The organism is Sphingobacterium faecium, from assembly GCF_003054045.1.
GTDB classification, from domain to species: Bacteria; Bacteroidota; Bacteroidia; order Sphingobacteriales; family Sphingobacteriaceae; genus Sphingobacterium; species Sphingobacterium faecium.
In genome coordinates, this window is sequence record NZ_QBKH01000003.1 from 735,742 (window position 1) to 761,774 (window position 26,033).

Here is a 26,033-nt window from a genome sequence, read left to right on the forward strand (position 1 = left end):
CTGTATTCTCTTTAAACTTAGATAAATTTACTTAGATATACAATACAATTGCATGGATATCAAGTCAAGTTATTCTTGATTCTATATTTCTAATCGTTATTTCATCATTTGTTCTGATGAGGAGCCATTTTCCTAACTTTCAGCTTCTTTACGAAGTCCTATCAATTAAAATTCAAGTGTTTTTTATTATTTATTTGTTCCTGATTTTTTGGAGATCTGAATGGCTTGAAACTGCTTTCCATCATAGTGAGGAGCTTCTACCGTAAGGGAAGTCGGATAGGGAGCATTTTTGTCAAAAAAGTAAGCCGTTGTGAAACTTCCATAATCGTTAACGGGAAGCAGATCAATACATGCTTGATAGTCTGCTTGCGCTGGGTTACCGACAGAAATCGCATATATGCGAATGATGCCGCCTTTATTTTGCTCATTTCTGACAAATGCAACTTCCTTAAAATCACCAGGAAGATCTTCAATACTTTTTTGTGTAAAGGAATCCTTGAGCATGAATGCTAAAATCGCTAGAATGGGTATGATGATTAACCATACCCTTTTATTTTTTTTCATTAAACTAAGTGTAATTATAGTGATATAGTAATTCCTAATAGTTTGTAAAACTCTTTCAGAATAGCTTGGTGACCTGGCCAAGCGGGTGAGGTAACCAAATTGCCATCAACGATCGCTTGATCGGCAGGGATATTTTTCCATGTCCCTCCAGCCAGTTCAATATCCGGTCCTACTGCCACGTAGGCTGTCAGTGTACGGCCTTCAAGTACTTTGGCAGCCGTCAATACTTGGATACCATGACAGATTGCAGCCACGGGTTTATTGTGATCAAAGAAATACTTCGTTATTTCTAAGACGCGTTTATTCAAACGGATATACTCTGCAGAACGGCCTCCAGCGATATATAGACCATCATATTCTTCCAATTGTATACCATCAAAATCTTTATTGATTGCAAAATTGTGCCCACGCAATTCTTTATAGGTTTGATCTCCTGTGAAATCATGGACAGCAGTAGGTACTACATCTCCTTTTTTGCGATCTGGCGCAACGGCATCGACATCAATACCCACAGCACCCATCGCCTGAAAAGGAACCATCGCTTCGTAGTCTTCTACGAAATCACCGACAAGTAATAATATTTTCTTCGCCATAAATTTATATTTTAATACTTCCAAGTTACAAAAAAAGTCACAGATGGCTATGACTTTTTCTGTTAAGTTTTGATTAACCTAATGGAGTTGCTTTCTCTTTAAGCGCGCGTTTGGTTGCTCGTACTTTAGCCTCCAATTTACTTCTATACTCGATATTCGTGACGCCTTTACCGGCTTCAAAGTTACTTCCAAACTGTGGTAATGAAAATGAATCCAGTACTTCGGCTCCATCCCATGCAATTCTATTTACTGCTGTTGCCAATACAGTCGATCCACCCATCGGCCCAGGACTAGTCGCGAGTAAAAAAACAGGTTTGCCGTTGAATGTCTTACGCCCTGAAATTCGTGAAACCCAATCAATGATATTTTTGTAGCCCACATTATAAGAACCATTGTATTCTGCTATCGATATCAGTAAGAAATCGGCTTCATCAATTTTAGCAGCAAAATCAAGTGCGAGCTGTGGAATCCCAGATTCGATTTCCCTATCGATCGAATATAAGGGCATCTCGAAATCATTTAAATCTAAAATATCGATGACGTCATCTGCTTCTTTATAGTATTTAGAAACTGAAGTAACAAATGTTTTGTTAATGGAATTTTTGCTATTACTAGCAGCAAATGCTAATATTTTCATGGTATAGTTAAATTTTGATGTTCAAACGTACAGTATTATTTTTAGGAAATTGTCAACCTAATGTTTTAAACGTCAGTAATGATGTATTTATTGACCTAGATAAAGATTAAAGCGCTCATACATTCCTAAGAAACCGGTCAAACCTCCTGTGTGGATCACCAGTATGCGGGCATTTGTCTTAAAGTAATCTTGTGCGATTAGATCATCCAGAGCGAAAAATAGTTTACCGGTGTAAGTTGGTTCAATCATGATTCCAGTACGCGAGACAAATTGTTCAATAAATTGTATCAGCTCAGGTTTAGTTTTTGCATATCCACCAAAATGATAATCGGTATGTAAGGTTACAGGGGAGGCATTGGGATGTATTTTTTGAATTTCATCTTGAATAAAATCTCCGCCCTTTAAAACCGGAATACCATGAACTTGTGTTGCCAAGCCTGATGTGGAGACGGCATGTTGGATGCCAGCAAGTGTTGTTCCTGTTCCGCAAGCACAGAAGATATGATCGTAAGTATCGAGGAGGGAAGAGACAATTTCTTCGCATCCCTGTGAACCAAGGGGACCATGGCCGCCCTCATCAATAAAATAAGCGTCCGGGTTTTGATGAAAATGGGTCTCGAAAAGCGCCGATTTATTTTTATAAGCGGAGCGATCGGTGTAGATCAGTTCCATTCCGAATAATCTACACATGGCAAGGACTGGATTATTTATTCCAATATCGGCACGTAGGAAAGCTGTTGTTTTTAAACCAAAGGTGGCACCGGCACATGCAGTGGCCAAAATATGATTAGACCATGCACCTCCAAAGGTGACCAAATGATTTTTATTTTGTGCTAAAGCAGCCTGAATATTAAATTTTAATTTTCGCCATTTATTACCCGATATAAAGGGATGAATCAAATCATCGCGCTTTATGCTGACATGTACAGACTTTTTTTGCCAGTCTGGGAGGCTTATTTTCTGCTCGGGACTATAAAAATTAAAAGATATCATACACTATTATGTACAAAGTTAGTAGAATTTGTATGAATTAGGTTATTTTTGTACGATGGCTGAAAATTTAGAGTTACAAGAGCAAGATGATCAAGAGTTATTTGAGCATTTGCGTATAGAGGTAGATAAAGGACAAGCGTTACTGCGCATTGATAAATTTCTGATGAATAGAGTAGAGAATGCATCTCGAAATAAAATTCAGGCGGCTATTGAAGCGGAGTCCGTATTAGTAAACGAAAAGCCTGTAAAGGCAAGTTATAAAGTGAGACCTCTTGATGTGATCACTGTAGTCTTGCCCGATCCCCCAAGAGATACTGAAGTTTATCCGGAAGATATTCCATTGGATATTATTCATGAAGATAACGATGTTTTGATCGTCAATAAAGAGTCAGGTATGGTGGTTCACCCTGGTTTTAATAATTATACTGGAACATTGGTCAATGCTTTAACGCATCATATTCAACAATTACCACAGTTGCCCGGCAATTCGGATCGCCCGGGTTTAGTGCATCGGATTGATAAAGATACTTCAGGGTTACTGGTGATCGCTAAGAATGAAAAATCGATGACGCACCTAGCGAAACAATTTTTTGATCACAGCATCACCCGAAAATATATCGCGTTAGTGTGGGGAGATATCAAAGAAGATGGTACTATTACGGGCTATATAGGACGTCATCAAAAAGATAGACGTATCATGGCGATGTATGATAGTGAAGCCAACGGACGCTGGTCGGTGACTCATTATCGGGTATTGGAGCGTTTAGGATATGTGACATTGATCGAGTGTCAATTGGAGACTGGAAGAACACACCAGATCCGTGCGCATATGCAGTCGATTGGACATCCTTTATTTAATGATGCGATGTATGGAGGAGACAAAATTATTAAAGGAACAGTTTTTACAAAATATAAGCAGTTTGTCGACAATTGTTTTAAAATTCTTCCTCGTCAAGCCCTTCATGCACAGGTAATTGGATTTATACATCCAACTACAAAAGAAAATGTTAAATTTGAAGTACCATTGCCAGAAGATTTTCGTTTAGGATTAGAGAAATGGCGCAATTACGCAGCTTTATCAAAACCAACTGAGGAATAATAATCGTATACTTAGATGCCAACAACATATATCAATTTTAACGGTAACATAGTACCAGAAGAACAAGAAATTTTCTCTATCGAAAATAGAGCAGTACGTTATGGCGATGGCTTGTTTGAAACGATGCTGTTTAAAGATGGTGAAATTAGGTTCTTGAACTTTCATGTGGAAAGATTACAAAAAGGAATGACGGCTTTGCATCTTGAAGATGCCAATCTGTTTGATGAATTTTTCTTTCGGTCAAAAGTTGAAGAACTGATACGTAAAAATAATATGGTCGGTCAGCTTGTTCGTATACGCCTGACCGTGTTTCGGAATGGTGGCGGTCTATACAGTCCCAACTCGAATAAACCATCCTATGTCTTTCAAGTGTCCAGACCTGAACCCAATCTAAAGGATAAGAAAGTAGGTTTGATCGTAGATTTATATACGGAATATAAAAAACCATTTAGTGATTTATCGAAAATTAAATCCCTAAATTCTCAAATTTATGTTTTAGCAGGTATCCACAAGAAAAAGATGGGTTTTGACGATGTACTGTTGTTGAACCAAGAAGGATTTCTGTGTGAAGCATTGAGTTCAAATATATTTGTACATTATGAAAAGACGCTCTATACGCCTGCTCTATCTGAAGGATGTATTGAAGGGGTGATGAGACGGGTTGTGATCGATATGGCGATAGATGAGGGTATAGAAGTGGTAGAAGCTCAAATAAGCCCACAGATCATGAAGGAAGCTGAAGAGATCTTCTTGACGAATGCCGTTCAGGGGGTACAGTGGGTGATGGGATATAAACAAAAAAGATATTTCAATAAGATCTCCAGAATATTGCAAAACAAATTGCAAAGCTGGAATTATAATGATGCTGAATAGCGGCACATAACAGCTGTTGTCTTAATTGTTAAGCTCCTAAAGTATAAGCTATTTTAGGAGCTTAATGGTTTTAGGGGTATACAGGTATTTGATTTTACGATCGTGATAGCATCTACCGGGCAGTACCTAACAAGCTCTAACAAAACAAAAGAAGCGTTCCTAAAAATAGAACGCTTCTTTTTTATTTTTTAGATTTATTTCTGTTGACCAAAAGATAAGAAATATATAGAAGAACCATCCAGATGGGGATCAATTCTACCGGGACTTTCATACCGGTGATCCACATAATCACGAGTACTGCAATTAAAAATAGGATGCAGATGTAATTGCTAACCGGAAATAGGAAGGATGGAAATTTGGTCTTGATACTGCGTTGTATTTTATCTTTCTTAAAGTAAAAATGCGTGATGGTAATCATCACCCAATTGATAATTAAGGAGGATACTACTAAAGACATTAAAATTTCCAGCGCATCTTGCGGCATAATTTTATTGATAACCACGCAGATGGCAGCAAATAAAGCGGAGACGAGAATCGCATTGACAGGAACATGATTTTTACTCAATTTACGTAAAAATTTTGGTGCATTTCCTTGACTTGCTAAACCATAAAGCATTCTACTATTGCTGTAAACACTACTATTATAAACCGATAATGCAGCCGTTAATACAATTAAATTCAATACATTGGCAATTAAACTTGTCGCATATACCGTTCTTCCAAATATGGAAAATTGAAAACTTTTTAATGAGTCAAATACCGTCACAAACGGGCTTGTATCGGCAGTAATCTGTTGCCATGGAGATAGTGAAAATAAGATAATCAGTGCTCCGACATAAAAGATCAAAATCCTATAGATCACCTGATTGGTCGCCTTTGGAATATTCTTCTCTGGATTTTCAGCCTCTGCAGCGGTTATACCGACTAATTCTAAACCTCCAAATGAAAACATAATCAATGCTATTGCTGACAATAGTCCCTCATAGGTACCATTGCTATTTTGTGACAACCATCCTTTTGGAAAAAAGCCACCATCATTATACAAGTTACTGATCGACGATTGCGGGCTTCCTGTACCACTGATCAGTAGATAAGATCCGAATACAATCATCGCAATAATTGCAATTACTTTGACGATAGAAAACCAAAATTCGGCTTCTCCATAGACCTTGACAGATGCGAGGTTGAGTGCATTGATAATAAAGAAGAAGAATAGGCTAGAAGTCCAGAGTGGTATTTCAGGCCACCAAAACTGGATATATACGCCTATAGCGGTTAATTCAGCCATGCTGACCAAAATATACAATACCCAATAATTCCAACCAGAAGCATACCCTGCAAATGAACCGAGGTATTTATTGGCAAAAAAGCTGAAACTTCCAGATACAGGTTCTTCAACAACCATTTCACCAAGTTGACGCATAATGAAAAATGCGATTATACCTGCCAATGCGTAACCTAAGATGACAGAAGGACCGGCGAGTATAGCTGCTTTGCCAATACCTAGGAAAAGTCCCGTTCCAATAGCACCGCCTAATGCGATCAGTTGAATGTGTCGATTTTGGAGACCTCTTTTTAATTCGTTATTTTCTTTTGGAGTTTGATCCACTTATTTGTTTTTTATAAGGTGAATATACGGGCTAATATTTAGATAAAGCTAATATAGTATTTATCTAGAAATAATAAGACATGAAGTATAGATGTTAACCGATGATCAGATCAATTTTCTCCATGTTAGATTCTATATTTAGTATTTACACCTATATAAATAGGTGTTTTCTAGATTTAATACCGAAAGCAAAAACCGTTGGACATGTTATATGTACAACGGTTTTTGATAATGGATAAATATCATATTGCACTCGATAAAGTGCTGAAAATATTGACTTTATGAATTATTCTTTTCTGGAATATCGGATTGCTTCATATCGCAACCACAACCTTTTCCACAACTTTTCTTTCCTTTGAATGAAGCACTCATGGTTTTTGAAAAATAGATTACTGCCGCAATAATAATTGCTCCAACGATGATATATTGAATAATTAAATTTGTCATAATATCTTTATTTTAATGCCTGATAGGCGATTAAAGCTGCTATATAAGCTAAGCCTGTCATAAATCCTACTTGAATCAATGTCCATTTCCACGATGCAGTTTCTTTTTTTACAATCGCAATTGTACTCATACATTGCATTGCGAAAGCGTAAAATAATAGCAAAGAAACACCTGATGCAAGATTATAAGCAGGCAAGCCTGTATTTCTATTTACCTCAGCTTTCATTTTACTTAATATGGTTCTTTTAGAAGCGTCATCTTCAATGTCTGCATCATCACCGATACTATAGACTGTAGCCATGGTTCCAACAAATACCTCCCGAGCCGCAAAGGAAGATATCAAACCAATTCCCATTTTCCAATCATAGCCCAATGGTTCTACAATAGGCTCAATTACCATGCCCAGATAACCTAAATAGGAGTGTTCCACTTTATAAGAAGAAATCTCATGATCTAGATCTTCATCGGATAGGGTAGGGTTATTTTGCTTTACGATCTCTTCCGCATTATTAAATTTATCACCAGGACCAAAACTTCCGAGCGCCCATAAAATCACCGAAATGGCTAAGATTATTTTACCGGCACCGAAAACAAAACTTGATGATTTGTCCCAAACATTCAGAAATAAATTTTTCCAATCGGGGAATTTATAAGTTGGTAATTCAAAAATTAAAAATGACTTATGTTTCGTTTTAATGATTTTATTGAGCAGCCATGCTGATCCTAAGGCTGCCAAAATACCTAAGATATAAAGTGCAAAAAGAATCATCCCCTGAATATTGAAACCTAAAAATTTGGTATCAGGGATTACTAATCCAATGATCACAATATAGATGGGTAGTCGTGCCGAACAGGTCATAAATGGAGTGACAAGCATCGTTACCAAGCGTTCTTTGCTATTTTCAATATTACGTGCAGACATGACTGCTGGTACTGCACAAGCAACACCAGAAATCAATGGAATGACAGATTTCCCGTTTAATCCAAAAGGTCTTAACCAACGATCCATCAAGAATACGACACGGCTCATATAACCTGTTTCTTCCATTAAGGAGATAAAGATGTAGAGGATGACAATTTGAGGAACAAAAATAACGATCCCACCGATACCCTTAATAATACCATTGGATAACAAATCAGGAAGAGGTCCTGCAGGTAATGTACTTTGTACGTATGCCGCCAAATCCGCAAACTGGGTATCAATGAAATCCATCGCTGGACCTGACCAGTTATAGATACCTTGGAAGATCAAAAATAAGACGCCAAAGAAAATCAGGTAACCTAAAATTGGGTGTAATAGAATTTTGTCAATGCCATTGGTCACGCTTTTTGAATCTATATCTTTGGAAACAATGGTACTCAAAGCCTGCTCCAGGTTTTTATTTCGTTGTACCGATTCTTGTTTTTGAAGTATCTGTGGCGTAAGCTTATGATTTTTTCTAATATCTTCTAATGCGGCATTCTTTTCATCCGAGAGAAACTCCACATTGCCTTTGGCCAAGTATTGCCATGTGCTGTACTCATTTTCCAGTGGAAATAACTTTTTCGCTTCGCCTACAGCTAAAGCATAATCAGCTGGAATATCAAAGTTGCCAATGTACAGTGGTGGTACAGCATCAAAAGCAGCGATCAGCTTGTCGATTCCTGCGCCGGTACGGGCATTGGTCTGATAAACTTTAGTTTTTAACAATACCTCAAGTTTAGGAATATCAATCTGAATTCCTTTGGTCTTTGCCTCATCGATCATGTTGATGACAAAGATGGCCGGTAAGCCAAGTTCTCGGGCTTGTTGGTAAAGAATGATCGATCTTTTTAAATTGGAGGGCTCTCCAACGACTACGATCAAGTTTGGCTTGAATTTATTTTTTTGATCGACAAGGATATTGAATACTACCTCTTCATCCAATGAGTTAGGAAATAAGGTGTAAGTACCCGGTAGATCAATAATTTTGTAGGTTTTATTGTTAGCGGTTAACGATCCTTCACGTTTTTCAACAGTAATACCAGGATAGTTTCCAACTTTTTGATTGAGTTTCGTAATACGATTAAACAGGGATGTTTTACCCACATTTGGATTCCCCAAAAGTGCAATAATAGGATTGTTCATTTATTTTGGATCGATAATGATTACCTTGGCTTCAGATTTTCTGATAGCAATCAATGAGTTACTAGCAATTATATTTAGACAGATTGGGCCATTTAATGGAGCAATATGTTTGACTTCTATTTCGGTGCCCGGGAGGAATCCCATTTCATAAAATTTCGCAGGAATGTCATTCGAATTCAAATCAACTATTATAGCTCTTTGTCCCTTTTTTAGCTTGTCTAAACTAGATTTATCGCGCATTATTTCTGTTAATATGTAATTTTCAAATATAAGAATTTAATCTGATTTAGAATGATTCTAATATAATTCTTATACATTTATGATAAATATGTGATATATTTAGAATATGAAAATTGATGAAGCCATACAAGTGAATAAATTTAGTACGGAGTGGCAACGTGCCACTGTTAACCTATTGTACACAAGTAATTGGGTAACTGCGGTTTTAGAGAAGAGAGCAGAACAGAAGCAAATTACATTACGTCAATTTAATGTACTGCGGATATTGCGAGGGCAATTTCCGAATCCCGTTACTAATAACTTGATTAAATCAAGAATGTTGACCAATACGCCTGATATTTCCAGGTTAATAGACCGATTAGTCATCAAAGGTTTGGTCGATCGCTGTAAGTCCAATGAAGATAAGCGTGCTGTCAATCTGTTGATTACAGATGCTGGACTCAACGTCTTGGAAGAATTGGAACAAGATATGCTTTTGAATGATATATTGCCGAACCACCTTTCAGAATCGGAATGTATCCAATTGAACGAACTTTTAGATAAATTTAGAGGAAGTTTAGATCCTGAAGTTAAAGCTATTTAGTGAAGGTGGTCGTCATGATCATGGCTGTGGTCATGATCATGGTTGATTTCTTGTGGATGATCGCTAGAAGAATGGCTGTGATCATGTCCATCAAATAGAAAGTTCATCAGCGCTATTGCGACACCAACAAAAACGGCGATCATTTTTTTCTTATTGAACTTATGATGATCTGCAGATCCTGATTCAAATAATATCGTAGTTGATATGTGTAAAAATATACCAATAACGACAGCCATGATTTTATCAAAATACTGTTGAATATTTCCTATTTCCCCCGTACTGATCGCTTTGCTGAAGGAGAATCCCAATGGAGTCATCGCGGCAAAAACAATTAAAAGCGTCGTAATACTTCTTTTAGAAAGATGTGTACTGATGAGTAAACTTCCCAACGCAAATGCTGCTGGAATATGATGGATCGCAATACCAAACACCAATTCTGTTTGATGCGTCGCCGCCAATGGCATCCCTTCTAAGAACGCATGTAAACATAAACTGATCATAATTCCCATTGGGAAAGCATGATGATGTCCTTCTTCATGATGCAAATGACCATGCTCAATTCCTTGAGAGAATTGCTCTAAGATAAGTTGGAACAAAAAACCTCCTAAGACGTATATTCCTAAAATTTCAGCATCTGTTGTTCTGGTTTGATAGACGTGAGGGATCAGATGCAGAACGGTGATCGCAAATAGGTAAGCCCCACTAAAAGATAGAATTAATTTAAGTAAATTCGTGTTATTTCTTTTGACAAAGAAGACCGCCAAACCACTAGCTAATGCGGAGAAAAATAGAATACTGACTAAGATGATTGCGCTCATTTGGCTATTACGGGATTAAAAAATTCTGGTTTTATTTTTTTAAAGATATATCCAGTTGCTAAACCGATCAATATCCCTAAAATGGCGCCACATAAAATATCAAATGGATAATGAACACCCACGTAAATCTGTGATATGGAAATTAATGTCGCCCATGTGATACATAGCCACATCGCATGCTTCCATTTTCTTCTGAACAGTACGATCCAGAAAAAGGCTAAAGCAAAATGATTGGTCGCATGAGAAGAAGTGAAACTAAAACCTGAACCACATCTCACACGGATGTTGACCTCTTGTTTAAATACAATATCATTGCAAGGCCTCACACGTTTAATTGATTTTTTGATCAAATGTGAAGATACGGCATCTGAAGCTCCAAAGGTAGCCAATGTCATGACCACAATGAGGATGCCTGTCTTACCGTAGGTCTTAATGAAGAAAATCACCAAAAACAAGTATAAAGGTGCCCAAGTATATGGATTTCTCAAAATAGGAAGTAGCCAGTCGAATACCGGATTACTTAATCCTTGATTGATGGCTAAAAAAATTTCTTGATCTATATGTACTATTTGGTCAATCATGTTCATGTATTAAAATTGAAATTATTTGAAACAGTTCTTCGCGATCTGAATTCAAATGTATAAATAATTTCAATTTGATGCCGATATATATGTAAAAGAAACAATGTTGCAACAAAAGTAACATAATTATTTTAGAAAAGGAAACGCTTTATTATAAATATTAGGACTATTGTTTTATTTTTACAGAATAAACGTAATTTAACATGACTTTAATTAAATCAATATCTGGTATTAGAGGTACCATTGGTGGTCGTTCTGGAGAAGGGTTGACCCCTATCGATATCGTGAAATTCACCGCAGCGTATGGTAAAATCATCGTGAATCAAACTGGAATCAACAAAATTGTTGTCGGTCGTGATGCACGAGTTTCTGGTGAAATGGTCAGTAATTTGGTTATCGGTACCTTACAGAGTATTGGTGTAGATGTGATTGATTTGGGTCTATCGACAACTCCTACAGTAGAGATTGCTGTGCCTAAAGAAAATGCAGGAGGAGGGATCATCTTAACGGCTTCACATAATCCTGGTCAGTGGAATGCTTTAAAACTGTTAAATGCAAAAGGAGAATTTATCAATGATGAAGAAGGAAAGGAAGTATTAGCTTTAGGTGAAAGCTTGGACTTTGATTTTTCAGAATTTGAAGAGCTTGGTCAAGTTACCAAAGATACGAGCTATATGCAAAAACATATTGATGACGTATTAGCATTGGATTTGGTGGATGCAGAGGCTGTGAAAAATGCAAATTTTAAAATTGCGGTAGATGCCGTTAATAGCACTGGTGGATTGTTTATTCCTGCTTTATTGGAAGCATTGGGTGTGGAGACTATTTACAAAATACATTGTGAGCCTGATGGAAAATTTCAACATAATCCAGAGCCATTGAAAGAAAATCTTACGGACCTTTCTAAAGCGGTATTGGAAAATGGTGCCGATCTGGGTATTGCTGTGGATCCAGACGTAGATCGTTTGGTATTTATGATGGAAGATGGTGATTTATTTGGAGAAGAATATACGTTGGTAGCTGTATCGGATTATATTTTACAACATACAAAAGGAAATACAGTTTCTAATTTATCTTCAACAAGAGCGTTGCGTGATGTCACTGTGAAACATGGTGGACAATATTTTGCTGCTGCTGTTGGCGAGGTAAATGTCGTGACTAAGATGAAAGAAGTACAAGCCGTTATTGGTGGAGAAGGTAATGGTGGTGTGATCTATCCAGCATCGCATTATGGACGCGATTCACTTGTAGGTGTAGCGATCTTTTTAACACACTTAGCAAAATTGGGTAAAAAAGTGTCCGAATACCGAGCTGAATTGCCACAGTATTTCATGTCTAAAAATAAGATTACATTAACTCCAGAATTGGATATTGATGATCTTTTAGCGAAGATGGAAGATAAATATAAGCATGAAGAGCACTCCACAATTGATGGATTAAAAATCGATTTTGAGAACGAATGGGTACACTTGCGTAAATCCAATACTGAGCCTATTATTCGCATTTATTCTGAAGGTCCAACAGCAGAGGCAGCAGAATCAATCGCACAAAAAATAATAGCAGAGATCGAAGAAATCATTAAATAGAAATTTAACAAATTCAAAAAAACCTGTTTATCTAAACAGGTTTTTTTGTATATGATGTTTTATAAATCCAAAAGGAATGCAATATGTGATGAGCATGTTCTTAATACAATCTGCAGATATCCATCCGAGCAGCTCATCCTCCATCAGCAGTAAATAGAATTGATGAATGAATCCTATACTCCACTAATACTATTGCGCTAAAGTTGATGTGACCGCTTTATTATTTAGATGTATGCGAAGATCATCTGATGCAGGCAGTTCAAAAATCTCTAGGTCAAAATACTTAATTGCGGCAAATAGATGATCGAAAATATCGGACATGGTATCCTCAAAAAATGACCATTGTGTTCCTTTTGTAAACATATAGAGTTCTAATGGAAGTCCATGCTCATTTGGAGCTAATTGACGAACCAATAATGTCAACTGCTGATGAATATGTGGATTTTGCACGGCATACGCTTTAATGTACGCTCTGAATAATCCAATATTGGTCATCCTTCTACCATTTACTAATACTGTGGGATCTACTTTGTTTTGTGTGTTGTACTCTTTTATTTCTTTTTCCCTTTTTTCTATATAAGGAGCCAAAAGTGCAATTTTTTTAAGCTCTTGGATTTCTTCATTGCTGAGATAACGAATCGTTGATATTTTGATGTTGATAGATCTCTTGATCCTCCGACCGCCACTTTCTTGCATACCCCTGTAGTTTTTGAAAGAATCGCTGAGTAAGGTGTAAGTGGGGATGGTGACAATGGTTTTATCCCAATTTTGAATTCTTACATTGTTTAGATTTATTTGTAAAATATCGCCATCAACACCATATTTTGGCATTTCAATCCAATCTCCTACGCGTACAGAATCATTCGCTGAAACTTGGATGCTGGCGACGAATCCGAGTATGGTATCTTTGAATACCAACATCAAAATGGCCGATGCAGCGCCTAACGAGACGAGAAATGACCAAGGTGAGTTTCCCGTAACTACGGATACAATGAGGGTTCCAACGACAAATATTAAGAATATCTGTAACACTTGAAGATAACTGTCAACAGGCTTGTCTACAAATGCTTTAGAAGAACGTAATATATCCCTTGAAGTCTTAAGAAGTGCATTTAATATGCCGTATACAGTGAAAATCATCAATATTCCTAGAAACTTTGTCAGAATAGCGGTGAATGAAGGGAATCCCATAAATATAAAAGGTAGCAATTGTTGTGAGATTACCACAAGAATAAAACGGCTTAAATGAACCTGTACTTTATTCTCTAATAATTTATTGTCCCAATTGTTTTTACTCTTTTTTATAAAGGCTGAAACGATTGAATTAAAGAAGAAACGTAAGAGATAGTCTACGCATGTTAAGAGGATAAAAGCCGAAATAATGAGAAAGGTAGTACTTAGGATATGTGCTGTCTTGTCGTGAGCACCTAATGTTTCTGCTAGGTTAAATGTCCACTGATAAATGGAACTGGTATTGTCTTGCGCGATGTTAATGATGTTTGTTTTTTCCATATTAACAAACAAATATACAAAAAATAAATAGGAGCGTTTTCAAACTCCTATTTACAACTTCAAGTCGTAGCTTTAAAAGCAATATTTCTGATGCTTACATGTTGCTGTCTCTTGTCAAAATTGCTCTTGCACCTTCCTATTATACTTTGTTAGCTTTGGTTTTGGATTATTTTAATATTTTATATCAAGAAATGATGCTATGACAAAGAAATTTCTGTTTCCGCAAACAGATCCATAATTCAGATAATAACCTACTTTTACCTTTTCTTAAAATTAAAATGCTTTCATGTATAACATGACCATTCGAAAATGTAAGTATGAGTGAAAAAATATGATTAGTTTTGAACCTTAATTTAAAAAGAATTACATAATGAGTGAATCGATCAAAGCTATTATTGTTGGAATTGTACAAGGATTAACAGAATTTTTACCCGTTTCATCTTCTGGGCATATCGTTATTGCCCAACAGTTACTAGGTCTTCAATTCGATCCGGAGGAAAATTTATTGTTTGCTATTGTTTTACATTTAGCTACAGCTTTGAGTACTATTGTAATTTTTAGGAAGGACATTTTGAAAATAATCAAAGGAATATTTCAGTTTAAATGGAATGAGGAAACAAAATATTCTTGGTATATCCTACTTTCAATGATTCCTGCGACGTTTGTAGGTTTTTTTCTAAAAGATACGCTAGAAGAACTGTTTTCCAATTTATTAATTGTGGGCATGATGCTTTTAGTTACGAGTTGTCTCCTGTTTTTTGCAAATAGAGCTAAAAATACGAGTAAGTCGATAGGTACTAAAGAGGCCATCATCATAGGACTTGCTCAATCTTGCGCTGCATTACTTCCTGGTTTATCTAGGTCTGGATCTACTATTTCAACATCCATCTTATTGGGAGTTGATAAATCTGCAGCCGCACGTTTTTCTTTCCTCATGGTTTTGCCCTTGATACTTGGAGCTTCAGCTAAGATGGTATTAGATTTAAATGTTGAATATCAGTCTTTAGCATCTTTAACGATTAAACCATCTTCCTTGTTATTAGGATTTATTGCAGCATTTGTTTCCGGTTTGATTGCATGTACATGGATGATTAATATTGTGAAAAAAGCTAAACTAACCTATTTTGCTATTTATTGCTTTACAGTAGGAATAACAGTTATCACATATTCGTTTTTTTATTCTTAATATTTAGCTACTTAAATCAATAATTTGACGTTAACGCCAAATTATTGATTTAATGATTGCGTATAGAAGTATATATGTATACTACGCTATGATATATAACTTACAAATAGTTTTATAAACAAGTTGTTTGTTGAATAAGTTAATCTGTCAACGTAGAAATATCCATATTTGGCTTTGGAAGATTCAGCTGTTTAATCTCCTCCTTACATTTATCAACCATTTCTTGGGTCATTTCGTATGTATATTGACCATAATCATCATAGGTAAATTTGCCTACGTAGAAGAAGCCATATAGATCGAAGAAATCTGTTAGATCAAGCTTAGCTACTTGTGAAGCCGTTTTTACAAAATTCAACTGGTGTACAGCAGGGTTGTTTCCGCGATCGCCCATGACTTGACCACCACCACGTCTGCTTCTGCGTTCTGGATTCTGTTTGCGAAAGGCTTCAAATAGATCGGGATAAAAATTAGGATTATGACCTTGATTTGCGAAGTACAATTGAAGTTGCCAGAAAGGTACTAAACGATTGAATACGTCTGGATCCTGCAGATAACAGATCTTGCCATTAATAATACTTTCCCTTGATTTTTTGTAATTTCCTTGTTCAGAAAGACGGCTTTTATTGCCATAAGAAGTGGTGACATAAAGAGAGAAAATATTGTTGCTTACTTCGCCCAATCCACCCCAATTCAAGTAAGGTCTTAATTGATGTACATGACCTACTTCATGAGAAAAACCCCAGCATGGATCTCCTTTGATCACTCGCGCGGGATCTACAACCAGGGGCATCGCATTGCCTGGGTCTGTACCCATATAAGCAACTCCATCACCATCACGGAACATATAATAGTTGTAGTTGACGCGTGAGAGAATCTTGTTTTCAGGGACTTTATTATATTTAATAAGTCCCATAATACGGTGCTGTCTGTAAATAAGAGAATCATAATTACTGATCAGCTCGACACCTTTTCCATAAGCATACTTTTTAATATCGGCAGTAGGGTAGGCAATCTGAATGTGGCGACCTTTGGCATCTATAATCGGATATACAGCTTGATCTACTAATTTGTTCCAATCTTCATCATTGTTTTTCGTAATATCAAAGTAACCATTAACTGCACTACCAATAAAATGTACTTGGATTGCTTTTTCTTTTTTAGGATCTTCAGAGAAATAGTCGATATAAGCGAGACCGTCAAAATCTTTGACATCAATGATGTTGATACCATTCTTGAGTTTGAATTCTTGCTTAACAATGCCCCATCCTTTGGGATCTTTGGTCGGATCCATTCCTTCAGGAGCTCTGCGGTTCCAATTAGGAATGATCAATTTAATATCATGATCAGCAGAAATATGGTCTGCCGATATAATATGACGACCTACAGGAAGATAAATTCCTGTCATGTTTTCATATTTGCTATAACCATCACCAATCATTAAGCTATGTCCCAATGTTGCGGGGCTTAGGATGGCTTTGTATTCTGCAAACCGATAGGTTTGATCGTATTGATTTTTAAGTATGGCGATTGCGACCTCTTTGACTTGCGGATTTTTGATTTTATTGAGATCGGATTGTTTCATTCCTTTTTTGAGCTTAATAGCTAAAGGACTTTCAAATACTTGTAAATCTTGATACGCATCTGCATAATCTTTAGCAGATTGTGCATGCAGTGTTGTTATTGCACTTGTAAGCAATAGCAACGTGAGAAATTTTAATTTCATGATTTTGATTAGGTTAATGAGCTAAATTACAGATTTGTTAGTATCAATTTCAAGATTACAATGTAAGAATGTTGTGATGGTAGAGTAATGTAGAGTTTTGGATACGTGAAATAAAAAAGAAAGCCTTTCAAATTGAATTGAAAGGCTTTCTTATCCTGTTGAGTTTGTTTTAATGTCTAGTGAGCAGACAAGTTTTTCGCTTTTTCTTCATCAAAATTAGCCTCTAATTCTGCTAATTTTTTCTTACCATAAGCTAATCGTGTGATCACGACGAACAATACGGGAACAATAAAGATCGCTAATACAGTAGCGGCAGTCATACCACCAAATACGGTCCATCCAATCGTTTGACGTGAAATCGCTCCTGCACCTTTTGAGAGCATCAATGGAATGATACCTAATATAAATGCAAATGATGTCATGATAATCGGACGAAGACGAAGTTTAACCGCATCAAGCGTTGCATCGTACAAGTTCATACCAATATCAACACGTTCCTTCGCAAACTCCACGATCAAAATGGCGTTTTTAGCGGCCAAACCGATGATAGCAACTAAACCAATTTGAGCATAGATATTGTTATCTAACGCTGGAATCAAGGTTAATGTTAAAATCGCTCCAAAAACCCCAAGAGGTACTGATAGTAAAATCGAGAATGGAACTGACCAACTTTCATAAAGTGCAGCCAATAATAAGAATACAAACAAAATACAGAGACCAAAGATCATAATCGTCATATTTCCAGATTTTGTCTCTTGTAAAGCCAATCCCGAGAAATCATACGAATATCCATTTGGCAATGTTTCGGCAGCAACTTCCTGAAGAGCTCTAATGGCATCCCCAGAGGAGTAACCTGGAGCTGCACTACCACTCACCTCAATACTTCTGAAGATATTGTAGTGATTGATAATAGCTGGGTTTTGCACCAAATTCCAAGTCACCAATGAACCTAAAGGAACAGATTCGCCTCGACTATTGTTGACATATAATTTGTTGATATCTTCAATATTCATGCGGTAGTCTTGATCCGCTTGCGACACTACCCTAAAGTTACGTCCGTATCTTGTAAAATCATTGATGTAGGATGATCCCAAGTAGGCCGATATGGTGGAATAGATGGTCGAAACCGGAACGCCCATTTTTTTAGCTTGCTCTCTATTAACAGATAACTTGTAATTTGGAGTTTTAGTATTAAATAGGGTATAAGCCATTCCAATCTCTGGTCTTTGATTAGCTGCTGCTAAAAATTTACCAACAACGCCTTCAAAAACTTTGATATCCACGGTTTGTTGATCCTGAATCATCAAACTGAAACCACCAGATGTACCTAAACCTGGAATTGCAGGAGGAGTTACAGCAAGAACGCGAGCTTTCGTATAACCAGCATATTTACCCATGATACCACCTGTAATTTGATTCGCTGTACGTGCTCTTTCACCCCAAGGTTTTAACGAAACGAAAACAGTTGCTACGTTTGGTTGGAAAGCGCGGTTCAAAATATTAATACCTGCAATAGCAGTAATATCTTTAATCTCTGGATAATCCTTACGTAACTCTTGTTCTACTTCATGTAAGATTTCTTTTGTACGATTTGAAGATGATCCCTCTGGAAGAGTTATACCAGCGAAGAACATACCATTATCTTCACCAGGGATAAATCCAGTTGGTTTTTTGTTAAACATATAGCCCGTACCAATGAAGATACAAAGTAAAATAATCAGCGCCATAGGTGCTTTTTTGATACAATATCGGACACCGCGTGAATATTTGTTCGTTACCCTTTCAAACCAGATGTTAAACTTGTAAAAGAATTTGTTGAGACCTTTCGCTTCCGAGTGAACTGCTGTTGGTCTTAACATGATCGAACATAAAGCTGGAGTCAAAGACAAGGCAATAAATGCAGATAGCATAACCGAAACGGCAATGGTAATGGAGAATTGTTGGTACAATTGTCCTACCATACCCGGGATAAACCCTACGGGTACGAATACAGCCGAAAGAATCAAAGCAATCGCAATAACGGGAGCAGTAATGTCTTTCATGGCGCGACGTGTTGCATCTGCTGCTGACATTTTATAATGGTCAATATAATGCTGTACCGCCTCGACGACCACAATCGCATCATCCACCACGATTCCAATCGCAAGTACGAATGCCAGTAAAGTCAAGTTATTGATGGAGAAACCAAACAATAAGAAGAAAATAAAAGTACCAACAATAGATACTGGGATCGCCAATACTGGAATTAAAGTTGCTCTCCAAGATTGTAGGAAGAAAAATACCACTAATGTCACCAATAGTAAGGCTTCGATCAAGGTATGGATAACAGATTCAATAGAAGCATTTACAACGGAAATAGTTTCATAACCCACGACGTAATCAACATCATCAGGAAATGATTTTTTCAATCGTTCCAATGCAGAATAGATACCCTCTGCCGATTGAACAGCATTACCTCCTGGAGTTTGAGAAACCATCATACCAGAAGAAGTCATCCCATTTACACGTGTACTGGTCGCATAACTAAATTGACCTAATTCAACTTTAGCTACATCTTTTAATAAGACAATCGATCCATCCGTATTTGATTTAACAATAATTTCTTCAAAATCTTCTACTGAAGATAAATCGGAATCCGTGATCACCGGATATTCAAATACCTGATCCGATTTTTGAGGAGATGAACCTACTGATCCTCCCGGGATTCTTAAGTTTTGCTCACCAATAGCTGCAGATACATCAGCAGGAGTTAGTCTTAAACTGGTTAATTTATTTGCATCTAACCACACACGCATGGAGAATGGTTGTCCAAATGCGGTAACCTCACCAACACCACTGACACGTAATAATGCATCTTTAATGTATAAATTGGCATAGTTATCTAAGAATTTTGCATCACGTGTACCCTTTGGAGATACCAGGGAAACCAACATCAAGATATCGGTATTTGCTTTACGTGTTGTTACTCCCAAACGTTTAACAGCCTCTGGTAATGCCGGTTCGGCAATACCCACACGGTTTTGTACATCCAGTGTCGCAATATCAATATCAGTACCTACTTCAAACGTGACGGTGATCTGTGACTGACCATTTGATGTACTATTAGAAGACATGTAAAGCATGCCTGGAGTACCATTAATTTGACTCTCAATAGGAGTCGTTACTGTCTGTTCGACAGTTTGGGCATCCGCTCCCGTATAGTTCGCTGTTACCGATACGGTTGGCGGCGCTACGGATGGATACTGACTGATCGGCAAAGACACAATTGAAATTCCACCTACGATCAAAATCAATAGGGAAATGACAATGGCTGTGACGGGTCTTTTTATAAAAACTTCTGAAATCATATGTTTTTGTATATCTTATAAAATCTGTGAAAATTATTTTTTTGCAGCGTTTGCATCGGGCGCTGCAGCAGGAGCTTCAGCAACTTTTACTCCTGTTTGCACATTCATAATACCATCTACAACAATTTTTTCACCGACTTTAAGTCCTGATTTTACTACTACTTTATCACCTAGTTTTATCCCTAACTCCACTTTACGTTGTTCAGCTTTGCTGCTATCGCCAACTACATATACATTAAATACACCCAATTGATCTTGAATAGCTTTATATGGAATGACTACTTCTTCTGTCGCAGAATTCGTTTTAACGTTTAATGAAAGGTTCATGCCGGCTCTCAAGACATTGCTGGCATTGTCAAAATTAGCACGAACTTTAAGGGTTCCTGTTTGTGGATCTACAGCACGGTCAATGGTGGTGATTCTACCGGCAGAAGCATATTCAGTACCATCAGGCAATATCGCATTGATCTGCGCTGCGGAACCTGATTTTTGTAAACTCACAAATTGAGGAATATCACGTTCGCTCACTTGAATTTCTACGGCAACCGGATTGACAGAAGATAATGTATTTAAACGTGTAGTTCCTGGGTTAACTAAAGCTCCAAGACGAACTTCGGATATACCGACAATACCAGCAAAAGGAGCACGGATGGTCGAACGATTTAAGTTTGTTTGAGCTGTAGTGACCGCTGCTTGAGCTGACAAGATTTGAGCTTTTTGATTGGCTACATCTGTTTTTGCGTAATCTAACGTTTGTTTTGCAATCGCATCTTTATCTGCTAATGCTTGGTAACGGTTTAAATCTGTCTGTACACGATCCAAATTGGATTGTGCAATTCTAAGATTAGCTCTCGCTTGATCTAAAGCGGCGGTATACCGTGTACCGTCAATTTCATATAATTTTTGACCTTTGGAAACAGATGCTCCATCAGTGACAAATATTTGTGTTACATAACCAGAAACTTCAGCAAATAATTCGGCTTCATTCAAAGGTTTTACTGTAGCTGGATAAGTTTGGTTGCCTGTTACGATTTCTTCTGTAGCTGTTGCAAGGGATACAGGGACAACACGTTCTGCTTGCTGTGCAGCAGCCTGTTGTTTCTGCGCATCTTTATTGCCACATGACTGCCAAATTAGCGTAGTTCCAATAAAAAAAGCTGCTAATAAATGTTTTTTATTCATGATATTCTTGGTTTCTAAATGTTGTTTATTTTGTGTCTACAGTTCCTAAAGCTTTTTGAACATCTAACTTGCTTGAAAGAAGTGCATAAAGCGCATTTAAATAATTCAATTGACTGGTCTTCAGATCAGTTTCTGCTGTCATTAAGTCCAAATAAGTTTTAATACCTTCGTCATATTGCAACTTAATGGTGTCATATACTTCCTTAGATAGATCAACGTTATCTTTTGACGTTTTCCAGTCGATTAAATTGGCATTATAGGATGCTGTAGCAAGCGCATACTCCGTATTGATTTGGTTTTTCAAATCCTCCATGCTTAGATCAATTCTACTTTCACGAAGTTTGGACTGATTGATTTGATGTTTTCTTTTAAAGCCTTGAAAGATTGGGATCGAGACCGATAACCCAGCTACAGAACTCGGAAAATTGTCTTTATACAGATCTTTAAATTTGTTGTCTCTATAATTGAAAGCATAATTGTAAAATGCACTTACATTAGGTAAGTAAGTCCATTTATAATATTGAGTTTCCAATTCCTGCATTTTTTTAGACGTTTGCAATTGTTGGAATTCAATTCTGTTTGTTACACTTGCGGATGAAGTGGTGTCAATCAAAATCTGGTTTTCCATATTCGCATTTTCGAAAGATAAGGTAACGTCCGCTTGATGGTCTACTGCTAACAAATTTTTCAAATAATCATATTTATAGCGACGCATTTCAATGGTACGTTTCTCGTCTGCATGAGCATTACTTAATGCAATTTGTGCTCTCTTGAAGTCCGTTTTATCAACCATCCCAACTTCATAGCGTACTTTGGCATCATTATATTGCTTTTGAAGTCTGGTTATATTTTCACGTACGATTTTGATTTGCTCTTCACTCGTCAAGATATCATAATATGCCTTGCTCACTTCAACTACGGTCGTGATTTTTTGATTTTCTGTATTTTGTTTATTCGATTGACGGATAAGTGTCGCAGCCTTTGAAGCTTGCATCAATGCCGGATTCAAAATCTGTTGATCAGCCTGAATGGTTAGGGCACTCGCATTCTTTTGTCCTAAAGCAATGTTCTGACCCCCTATAAAAGAAGTAGGAACCTTTACATTATAGTTGTAAGATCCATTTGCATTTACCTGTGGCAACCAGCCAGATAAGGCAATGTCAATATCTTTTTCGCCAATTTCCTCATCAATTGCAGCCTGCTTAAGACTAATCTTATTATTCAGGGCATAGTCAATGAGTTGCTGCAAATTTGCTCTAGCAGGTAATGCCTCATTGCCTGTTTGTTGGGCATAACTAACATTCCATACGGTTGTTAGGGCTGCCAAAGAGAAGGCTATTTGTCTAAACTTCATATAATTATTTATTTTTAACTCCATCCCAAATGATTTTCACAACATCTTCGATGCTTTCATTTGATTTTAATTTATTGTGTTTTACTCCTTTAATCGCTGATACAGCAGTTCCAAAGAATATGCAAGCGAGTACTTCAACATTGGTGTTTTTCAGTTCACCTCGTTGAATACCTTCCGTTAAGAATTTGAGTATACTGCTCTGACCACTAATGGATTCATTCGTTTCGTAACTGTTCACTTTATAATATGGAGATGAGTAAAATTGTTCAAAAAAACTAAACATTTCTACGTTTTCTCGATAAAATTTGACAAACCCCTTCCATATGTGAAAAAAAGTTTCCTTATACGTTAACTCCTCGTGTATGGATTCAAAAATAGATTCGTTGAGCGCGTCTCCGCAATATTGAAATAAGCTCACGATCAAATCATCTTTTGAAGGAAAGTAATGGTATATGGTACCGATTGCGACATCAGCATCTTGAGCGATCTTACTCATTGCCGTGCCATGAAAACCATGATCTTTGATCAACCTCAGGGTAGTCTCGAATATGGAAATCACTTTTGGATTATTTTGTGTGTATTGAACGTTCATTCGGTTCCAAATGTAGAAATTTTAATTAAATCTATCTGTCAAAATAATGTAATGAAAACATGAATTTTATTCATTACAGCCATCTCCACCATGATGTAGTAAAGGTTAACGTAAATTTAACATGGGTTAGTTTGCTAATCCATTTACAGAACCTATATTTGCACATCATAATTTAGGTTTATAATTGGTTAGTAAAGGTTTTCATTCTCCCCGTTTGAAAACCTTTCTTTTTATATTTTTAGCCATAAAAAAAGCCTAGTTCATAAAAACTAAGCTTTTTTATAGATGTTATTAATGTACTTACTTACAATTGATCAAATCCTGCTGTACTTCCTCCAGACTGAATATTTTATCTTGTTTTCCAAAATTAGTGGTTATGTAAGTCAAAACATAGGCAATATCAATATCCGTTAACGTTTCGTTTGCGGGCATGATGGTATGAAATGTTTTTCCTGCAACGGTGATTTCTTCATTTAAACCGTTTCTAATAATACAAGATAGACGTTCTCTGTTTTTTGTTAAAAAATCGACATCAGTTAAAGGTGGATATAAAAGACCTAGACCTTCACCCTTCTCTCCATGACAATTTTTACAGTGATTGATATATATTTTCTGCCCATTTACGGCATATTGTGCAGTTTTGATATCTTCACCAGACTGACAACTGCTCATAGCACTCAAGAAATAGATAGAAACCAATATTGCTAAAAAATATATTTTAGTCATCTTACTTTTCTTGTAGCAGGATAGCAAGCTCTTTTTGTAATTTTGCCACTTGCTCATCATTTGTTCCATCATATGCTCCACGAATTCGTTTTTGTTTATCGATTAACACCAGATAGCCTTGATGATCATAACCACCTGGAGCATTTTTGTCCTCTGCTGTATAAACTAAATACTGATTTGCGATTCCATAGATGTCCGCTTTTGAACCGGTAACAAAATTCCAGTGATCATTGCTAACCCCCAATTTATGAGCGTATTCTTTTAATACATGAGGTTGGTCATATTTAAAATCAATGCTGTGGGAAAGGAAATAAACTTGGTCGCTGTCTTTATATTGCTCATATACCTTTAATAGATTTCTATTCATGGTTGGGCAGATACTTGGACAATGTGTGAAAAAGAAATTAGCGATATATACTTTATTATCGTAATTCTTGTCCGTGATATAGATACTATCTTGATTTAAAAATTTAAATGCAGGTATGGTATGATAAAGGGTATCCGTAATGGTTTTACCATCAACAATTTTCTCTACAGGTTCACGTTGACCATAGATAGGAAGAGTCGCTGTATTGGATTGACAACTTGAAATTCCCAATGCCGCTAGTGCTAAGACCACGGAAGCACGAATATGAAATAAGTTGACCATACTAATACTTATTTAAGATTTCTTGTTTCTCTTTAGATACACGATCAAAAACAGCTTTCATATCTTTTACTTTAGTTAATTCGCGATTTGCATAATCTACTGTTGTAGAATCTGCACTGTATCCTTTCATCCAGTCCATCATGTGATCTGTCGCTTCTTCAAGATTCTTTTTTAACTGGGTTAACTCTTGGCGTGTTTGAGTCGTATCTAGCGCTGGTTTAGCTGTTTTGATCGCATGAAGATTCGTTAGGATGGAATCGATAGTAACAGCGTCTTTGTCAAATACACTTACTTGTGGCATGATCTCATCATGAATTTTCATGGTTTCTTCTTGCGTTTTAGCTAAATCATTTTGATTATTTGTATTTGAGCTATTGTTACAGGAAGTAATCGCAAAAGCTGATGCAATTAAGAAAGCTAATTTTTTCATATTGAACTATTTTGTCTAATACTGACAAAGATACCAAATAGATCAGGAAGATAATAGCTAATTATGCCCTTGTGTATGTAAAATTCAAGTCACGAATATAGATCTCATTCTTTGCGACCGCGCATACCTCATTTTGATCGTTGACAATCTCGACCAAAAACGTTTTAATCATCCGCCCCCTGCTTTTTAGGGTATCCATACATTCATTGAAATCGGAGTCATTGATCTTGATGGAAAATTTTAAGTTGGTTAATCCCGGTTTTTTATATTCAATAGAAGCCGATTTCAGCCAGGCTACTGTTTTTTTAAATCCATGAGCCTGCAGTCGCTGATCAATAAGTATGGCATAGAAAGGATCTACAGCTGAAAATATCGTTCCACCGAAGATGGTGTTATTGGTGTTCTTATTGAAAATGCTTTTAATGATTTTAACGTCTACACCTTGAAAATCAGAATAGATTCGTTGAACCCATATCCTTTGGAATAAAAAAGGGGGGTAGATTCTTAATAACCACTTCAGAGATTTCGGACTATACAACATCGCGCAAAGGTAATACAATAAATTAAAATCGTTTCCTATTTAACTTGTAAAAATGGTTGTA

General features: G+C 36.7%; 25 protein-coding genes. 5 read left to right on the forward strand and 20 right to left on the reverse strand.

All coding sequences use genetic code 11. From position 1 onward, the window contains the following. Window positions 1-186 precede the first annotated feature (186 nt). The 4 genes from C8N37_RS11235 to C8N37_RS11250 all read right to left on the reverse strand — a co-directional run bounded on the left by C8N37_RS11235 (window position 187) and on the right by C8N37_RS11250 (window position 2,787). The gene (locus tag C8N37_RS11235) at window positions 187-564 is read right to left on the reverse strand and encodes a hypothetical protein (RefSeq protein WP_108158968.1); all 378 of its coding nucleotides are present in this window, start codon (window positions 562-564) and stop codon (window positions 187-189) included. Between the two features lie 14 nt (window positions 565-578). After that, window positions 579-1,157 (reverse strand): DJ-1/PfpI family protein, encoded by a 579-nt coding sequence (locus C8N37_RS11240; RefSeq protein WP_108158969.1) that lies wholly within the window; start codon window positions 1,155-1,157, stop codon window positions 579-581. Between the two features lie 73 nt (window positions 1,158-1,230). Then, window positions 1,231-1,794 (reverse strand): NADPH-dependent FMN reductase, encoded by a 564-nt coding sequence (locus C8N37_RS11245; RefSeq protein WP_108158970.1) that lies wholly within the window; start codon window positions 1,792-1,794, stop codon window positions 1,231-1,233. A gap of 87 nt (window positions 1,795-1,881) precedes the next feature. Further along, on the reverse strand, window positions 1,882-2,787 hold the full coding sequence (locus tag C8N37_RS11250) for a 1-aminocyclopropane-1-carboxylate deaminase/D-cysteine desulfhydrase (RefSeq protein ID WP_108158971.1): 906 nt from the start codon (window positions 2,785-2,787) through the stop codon (window positions 1,882-1,884). Window positions 2,788-2,842: 55 nt separating this feature from the next. Between C8N37_RS11250 and C8N37_RS11255 the strand changes: the two genes are divergently transcribed. Together C8N37_RS11255 and C8N37_RS11260 are read left to right on the forward strand one after the other, a co-directional pair. Further along, window positions 2,843-3,886 carry an RluA family pseudouridine synthase gene (locus tag C8N37_RS11255; protein ID WP_108158972.1) on the forward strand — a complete coding sequence of 348 codons (1,044 nt, stop codon included), beginning with the start codon at window positions 2,843-2,845 and terminating at the stop codon, window positions 3,884-3,886. A gap of 15 nt (window positions 3,887-3,901) precedes the next feature. Further along, window positions 3,902-4,759, forward strand: a complete 858-nt coding sequence (locus C8N37_RS11260) for an aminotransferase class IV (protein ID WP_108158973.1) — start codon at window positions 3,902-3,904, stop codon at window positions 4,757-4,759. Window positions 4,760-4,940: 181 nt separating this feature from the next. Here the strand turns inward: C8N37_RS11260 and C8N37_RS11265 are convergent, their stop codons facing one another. From C8N37_RS11265 to C8N37_RS11280, 4 genes are all read right to left on the reverse strand, one after another. Then, window positions 4,941-6,368: an amino acid permease gene (locus C8N37_RS11265; RefSeq protein ID WP_108158974.1), complete on the reverse strand. Its 1,428-nt coding sequence runs from the start codon at window positions 6,366-6,368 to the stop codon at window positions 4,941-4,943. A gap of 279 nt (window positions 6,369-6,647) precedes the next feature. Continuing rightward, window positions 6,648-6,815, reverse strand: coding sequence for a FeoB-associated Cys-rich membrane protein (locus C8N37_RS11270; RefSeq protein WP_108158975.1), 168 nt, complete (start codon window positions 6,813-6,815; stop codon window positions 6,648-6,650). Between the two features lie 7 nt (window positions 6,816-6,822). Beyond that, window positions 6,823-8,922 carry a ferrous iron transport protein B gene (feoB, locus tag C8N37_RS11275; protein ID WP_094772500.1) on the reverse strand — a complete coding sequence of 700 codons (2,100 nt, stop codon included), beginning with the start codon at window positions 8,920-8,922 and terminating at the stop codon, window positions 6,823-6,825. Continuing rightward, entirely contained in the window at window positions 8,923-9,162 is a 240-nt protein-coding gene (locus tag C8N37_RS11280; protein ID WP_094772501.1) for a FeoA family protein, read from the reverse strand. Window positions 9,163-9,268: 106 nt separating this feature from the next. Between C8N37_RS11280 and C8N37_RS11285 the strand changes: the two genes are divergently transcribed. After that, window positions 9,269-9,745, forward strand: coding sequence for a MarR family winged helix-turn-helix transcriptional regulator (locus tag C8N37_RS11285; protein WP_094772502.1), 477 nt, complete (start codon window positions 9,269-9,271; stop codon window positions 9,743-9,745). On the opposite strand, the gene C8N37_RS11290 is transcribed toward C8N37_RS11285, so the two are convergent. Continuing rightward, window positions 9,742-10,563 (reverse strand): ZIP family metal transporter, encoded by an 822-nt coding sequence (locus C8N37_RS11290; protein ID WP_108158976.1) that lies wholly within the window; start codon window positions 10,561-10,563, stop codon window positions 9,742-9,744. The two genes, C8N37_RS11285 and C8N37_RS11290, sit on opposite strands and share 4 nt — an antisense overlap. Then, window positions 10,560-11,144 carry a phosphatase PAP2 family protein gene (locus C8N37_RS11295; RefSeq protein ID WP_094772572.1) on the reverse strand — a complete coding sequence of 195 codons (585 nt, stop codon included), beginning with the start codon at window positions 11,142-11,144 and terminating at the stop codon, window positions 10,560-10,562. Before C8N37_RS11295 ends, C8N37_RS11290 begins: the two co-directional genes overlap by 4 nt. A gap of 203 nt (window positions 11,145-11,347) precedes the next feature. On the opposite strand from C8N37_RS11295, the gene glmM reads away from it, so the two are divergent. Continuing rightward, window positions 11,348-12,730, forward strand: a complete 1,383-nt coding sequence (gene glmM, locus C8N37_RS11300) for a phosphoglucosamine mutase (RefSeq protein WP_108158977.1) — start codon at window positions 11,348-11,350, stop codon at window positions 12,728-12,730. A 189-nt stretch (window positions 12,731-12,919) separates the two neighbouring features. On the opposite strand, the gene C8N37_RS11305 is transcribed toward glmM, so the two are convergent. Then, on the reverse strand, window positions 12,920-14,242 hold the full coding sequence (locus tag C8N37_RS11305) for a mechanosensitive ion channel family protein (protein ID WP_108158978.1): 1,323 nt from the start codon (window positions 14,240-14,242) through the stop codon (window positions 12,920-12,922). A gap of 370 nt (window positions 14,243-14,612) precedes the next feature. Here C8N37_RS11305 and C8N37_RS11310 point away from each other — a divergent pair, with 370 nt between their 5' ends. Continuing rightward, the gene (locus C8N37_RS11310; protein WP_108158979.1) at window positions 14,613-15,428 is read left to right on the forward strand and encodes an undecaprenyl-diphosphate phosphatase; all 816 of its coding nucleotides are present in this window, start codon (window positions 14,613-14,615) and stop codon (window positions 15,426-15,428) included. Between the two features lie 139 nt (window positions 15,429-15,567). Here the strand turns inward: C8N37_RS11310 and C8N37_RS11315 are convergent, their stop codons facing one another. The 9 genes from C8N37_RS11315 to C8N37_RS11360 form a co-directional block, all read right to left on the reverse strand. Then, window positions 15,568-17,151: a M60 family metallopeptidase gene (locus C8N37_RS11315; protein ID WP_108158980.1), complete on the reverse strand. Its 1,584-nt coding sequence runs from the start codon at window positions 17,149-17,151 to the stop codon at window positions 15,568-15,570. Between the two features lie 176 nt (window positions 17,152-17,327). Then, entirely contained in the window at window positions 17,328-20,498 is a 3,171-nt protein-coding gene (locus C8N37_RS11320; RefSeq protein ID WP_108158981.1) for an efflux RND transporter permease subunit, read from the reverse strand. 33 nt (window positions 20,499-20,531) lie between these two features. Continuing rightward, window positions 20,532-21,680, reverse strand: a complete 1,149-nt coding sequence (locus C8N37_RS11330) for an efflux RND transporter periplasmic adaptor subunit (RefSeq protein WP_108158982.1) — start codon at window positions 21,678-21,680, stop codon at window positions 20,532-20,534. A gap of 25 nt (window positions 21,681-21,705) precedes the next feature. Beyond that, window positions 21,706-23,034: a TolC family protein gene (locus C8N37_RS11335; RefSeq protein ID WP_108159081.1), complete on the reverse strand. Its 1,329-nt coding sequence runs from the start codon at window positions 23,032-23,034 to the stop codon at window positions 21,706-21,708. A 4-nt stretch (window positions 23,035-23,038) separates the two neighbouring features. Next, entirely contained in the window at window positions 23,039-23,626 is a 588-nt protein-coding gene (locus tag C8N37_RS11340) for a TetR/AcrR family transcriptional regulator (RefSeq protein WP_108158983.1), read from the reverse strand. A gap of 300 nt (window positions 23,627-23,926) precedes the next feature. Beyond that, the gene (locus C8N37_RS11345) at window positions 23,927-24,352 is read right to left on the reverse strand and encodes a c-type cytochrome (RefSeq protein ID WP_108158984.1); all 426 of its coding nucleotides are present in this window, start codon (window positions 24,350-24,352) and stop codon (window positions 23,927-23,929) included. 1 nt (window position 24,353) lies between these two features. Beyond that, complete coding sequence (locus C8N37_RS11350) at window positions 24,354-25,001, reverse strand: SCO family protein (protein WP_108158985.1); 648 nt, start codon at window positions 24,999-25,001, stop codon at window positions 24,354-24,356. Window position 25,002: 1 nt separating this feature from the next. Then, complete coding sequence (locus C8N37_RS11355) at window positions 25,003-25,431, reverse strand: transposase (protein ID WP_108158986.1); 429 nt, start codon at window positions 25,429-25,431, stop codon at window positions 25,003-25,005. Window positions 25,432-25,492: 61 nt separating this feature from the next. Beyond that, window positions 25,493-25,972, reverse strand: coding sequence for a DUF4442 domain-containing protein (locus tag C8N37_RS11360; protein WP_108158987.1), 480 nt, complete (start codon window positions 25,970-25,972; stop codon window positions 25,493-25,495). Window positions 25,973-26,033: the final 61 nt, after the last annotated feature.

Excerpts from the sequence above, each read along its gene's own strand:
- C8N37_RS11235 (WP_108158968.1), bottom strand. The coding sequence starts at position 564 with ATGAAAAAAAATAAAAGGGTATGGTTAATCATCATACCCATTCTAGCG.
- C8N37_RS11240 (WP_108158969.1), bottom strand. The coding sequence starts at position 1,157 with ATGGCGAAGAAAATATTATTACTTGTCGGTGATTTCGTAGAAGACTAC.
- C8N37_RS11245 (WP_108158970.1), bottom strand. The coding sequence starts at position 1,794 with ATGAAAATATTAGCATTTGCTGCTAGTAATAGCAAAAATTCCATTAAC.
- C8N37_RS11250 (WP_108158971.1), bottom strand. The coding sequence starts at position 2,787 with ATGATATCTTTTAATTTTTATAGTCCCGAGCAGAAAATAAGCCTCCCA.
- C8N37_RS11255 (WP_108158972.1), top strand. The coding sequence starts at position 2,843 with ATGGCTGAAAATTTAGAGTTACAAGAGCAAGATGATCAAGAGTTATTT.
- C8N37_RS11260 (WP_108158973.1), top strand. The coding sequence starts at position 3,902 with ATGCCAACAACATATATCAATTTTAACGGTAACATAGTACCAGAAGAA.
- C8N37_RS11270 (WP_108158975.1), bottom strand. The coding sequence starts at position 6,815 with ATGACAAATTTAATTATTCAATATATCATCGTTGGAGCAATTATTATT.
- feoB (WP_094772500.1), bottom strand. The coding sequence starts at position 8,922 with ATGAACAATCCTATTATTGCACTTTTGGGGAATCCAAATGTGGGTAAA.
- C8N37_RS11280 (WP_094772501.1), bottom strand. The coding sequence starts at position 9,162 with ATGCGCGATAAATCTAGTTTAGACAAGCTAAAAAAGGGACAAAGAGCT.
- C8N37_RS11285 (WP_094772502.1), top strand. The coding sequence starts at position 9,269 with ATGAAAATTGATGAAGCCATACAAGTGAATAAATTTAGTACGGAGTGG.
- C8N37_RS11290 (WP_108158976.1), bottom strand. The coding sequence starts at position 10,563 with ATGAGCGCAATCATCTTAGTCAGTATTCTATTTTTCTCCGCATTAGCT.
- C8N37_RS11295 (WP_094772572.1), bottom strand. The coding sequence starts at position 11,144 with ATGATTGACCAAATAGTACATATAGATCAAGAAATTTTTTTAGCCATC.
- glmM (WP_108158977.1), top strand. The coding sequence starts at position 11,348 with ATGACTTTAATTAAATCAATATCTGGTATTAGAGGTACCATTGGTGGT.
- C8N37_RS11305 (WP_108158978.1), bottom strand. The coding sequence starts at position 14,242 with ATGGAAAAAACAAACATCATTAACATCGCGCAAGACAATACCAGTTCC.
- C8N37_RS11310 (WP_108158979.1), top strand. The coding sequence starts at position 14,613 with ATGAGTGAATCGATCAAAGCTATTATTGTTGGAATTGTACAAGGATTA.
- C8N37_RS11315 (WP_108158980.1), bottom strand. The coding sequence starts at position 17,151 with ATGAAATTAAAATTTCTCACGTTGCTATTGCTTACAAGTGCAATAACA.
- C8N37_RS11320 (WP_108158981.1), bottom strand. The coding sequence starts at position 20,498 with ATGATTTCAGAAGTTTTTATAAAAAGACCCGTCACAGCCATTGTCATT.
- C8N37_RS11330 (WP_108158982.1), bottom strand. The coding sequence starts at position 21,680 with ATGAATAAAAAACATTTATTAGCAGCTTTTTTTATTGGAACTACGCTA.
- C8N37_RS11335 (WP_108159081.1), bottom strand. The coding sequence starts at position 23,034 with ATGAAGTTTAGACAAATAGCCTTCTCTTTGGCAGCCCTAACAACCGTA.
- C8N37_RS11340 (WP_108158983.1), bottom strand. The coding sequence starts at position 23,626 with ATGAACGTTCAATACACACAAAATAATCCAAAAGTGATTTCCATATTC.
- C8N37_RS11345 (WP_108158984.1), bottom strand. The coding sequence starts at position 24,352 with ATGACTAAAATATATTTTTTAGCAATATTGGTTTCTATCTATTTCTTG.
- C8N37_RS11350 (WP_108158985.1), bottom strand. The coding sequence starts at position 25,001 with ATGGTCAACTTATTTCATATTCGTGCTTCCGTGGTCTTAGCACTAGCG.
- C8N37_RS11355 (WP_108158986.1), bottom strand. The coding sequence starts at position 25,431 with ATGAAAAAATTAGCTTTCTTAATTGCATCAGCTTTTGCGATTACTTCC.
- C8N37_RS11360 (WP_108158987.1), bottom strand. The coding sequence starts at position 25,972 with ATGTTGTATAGTCCGAAATCTCTGAAGTGGTTATTAAGAATCTACCCC.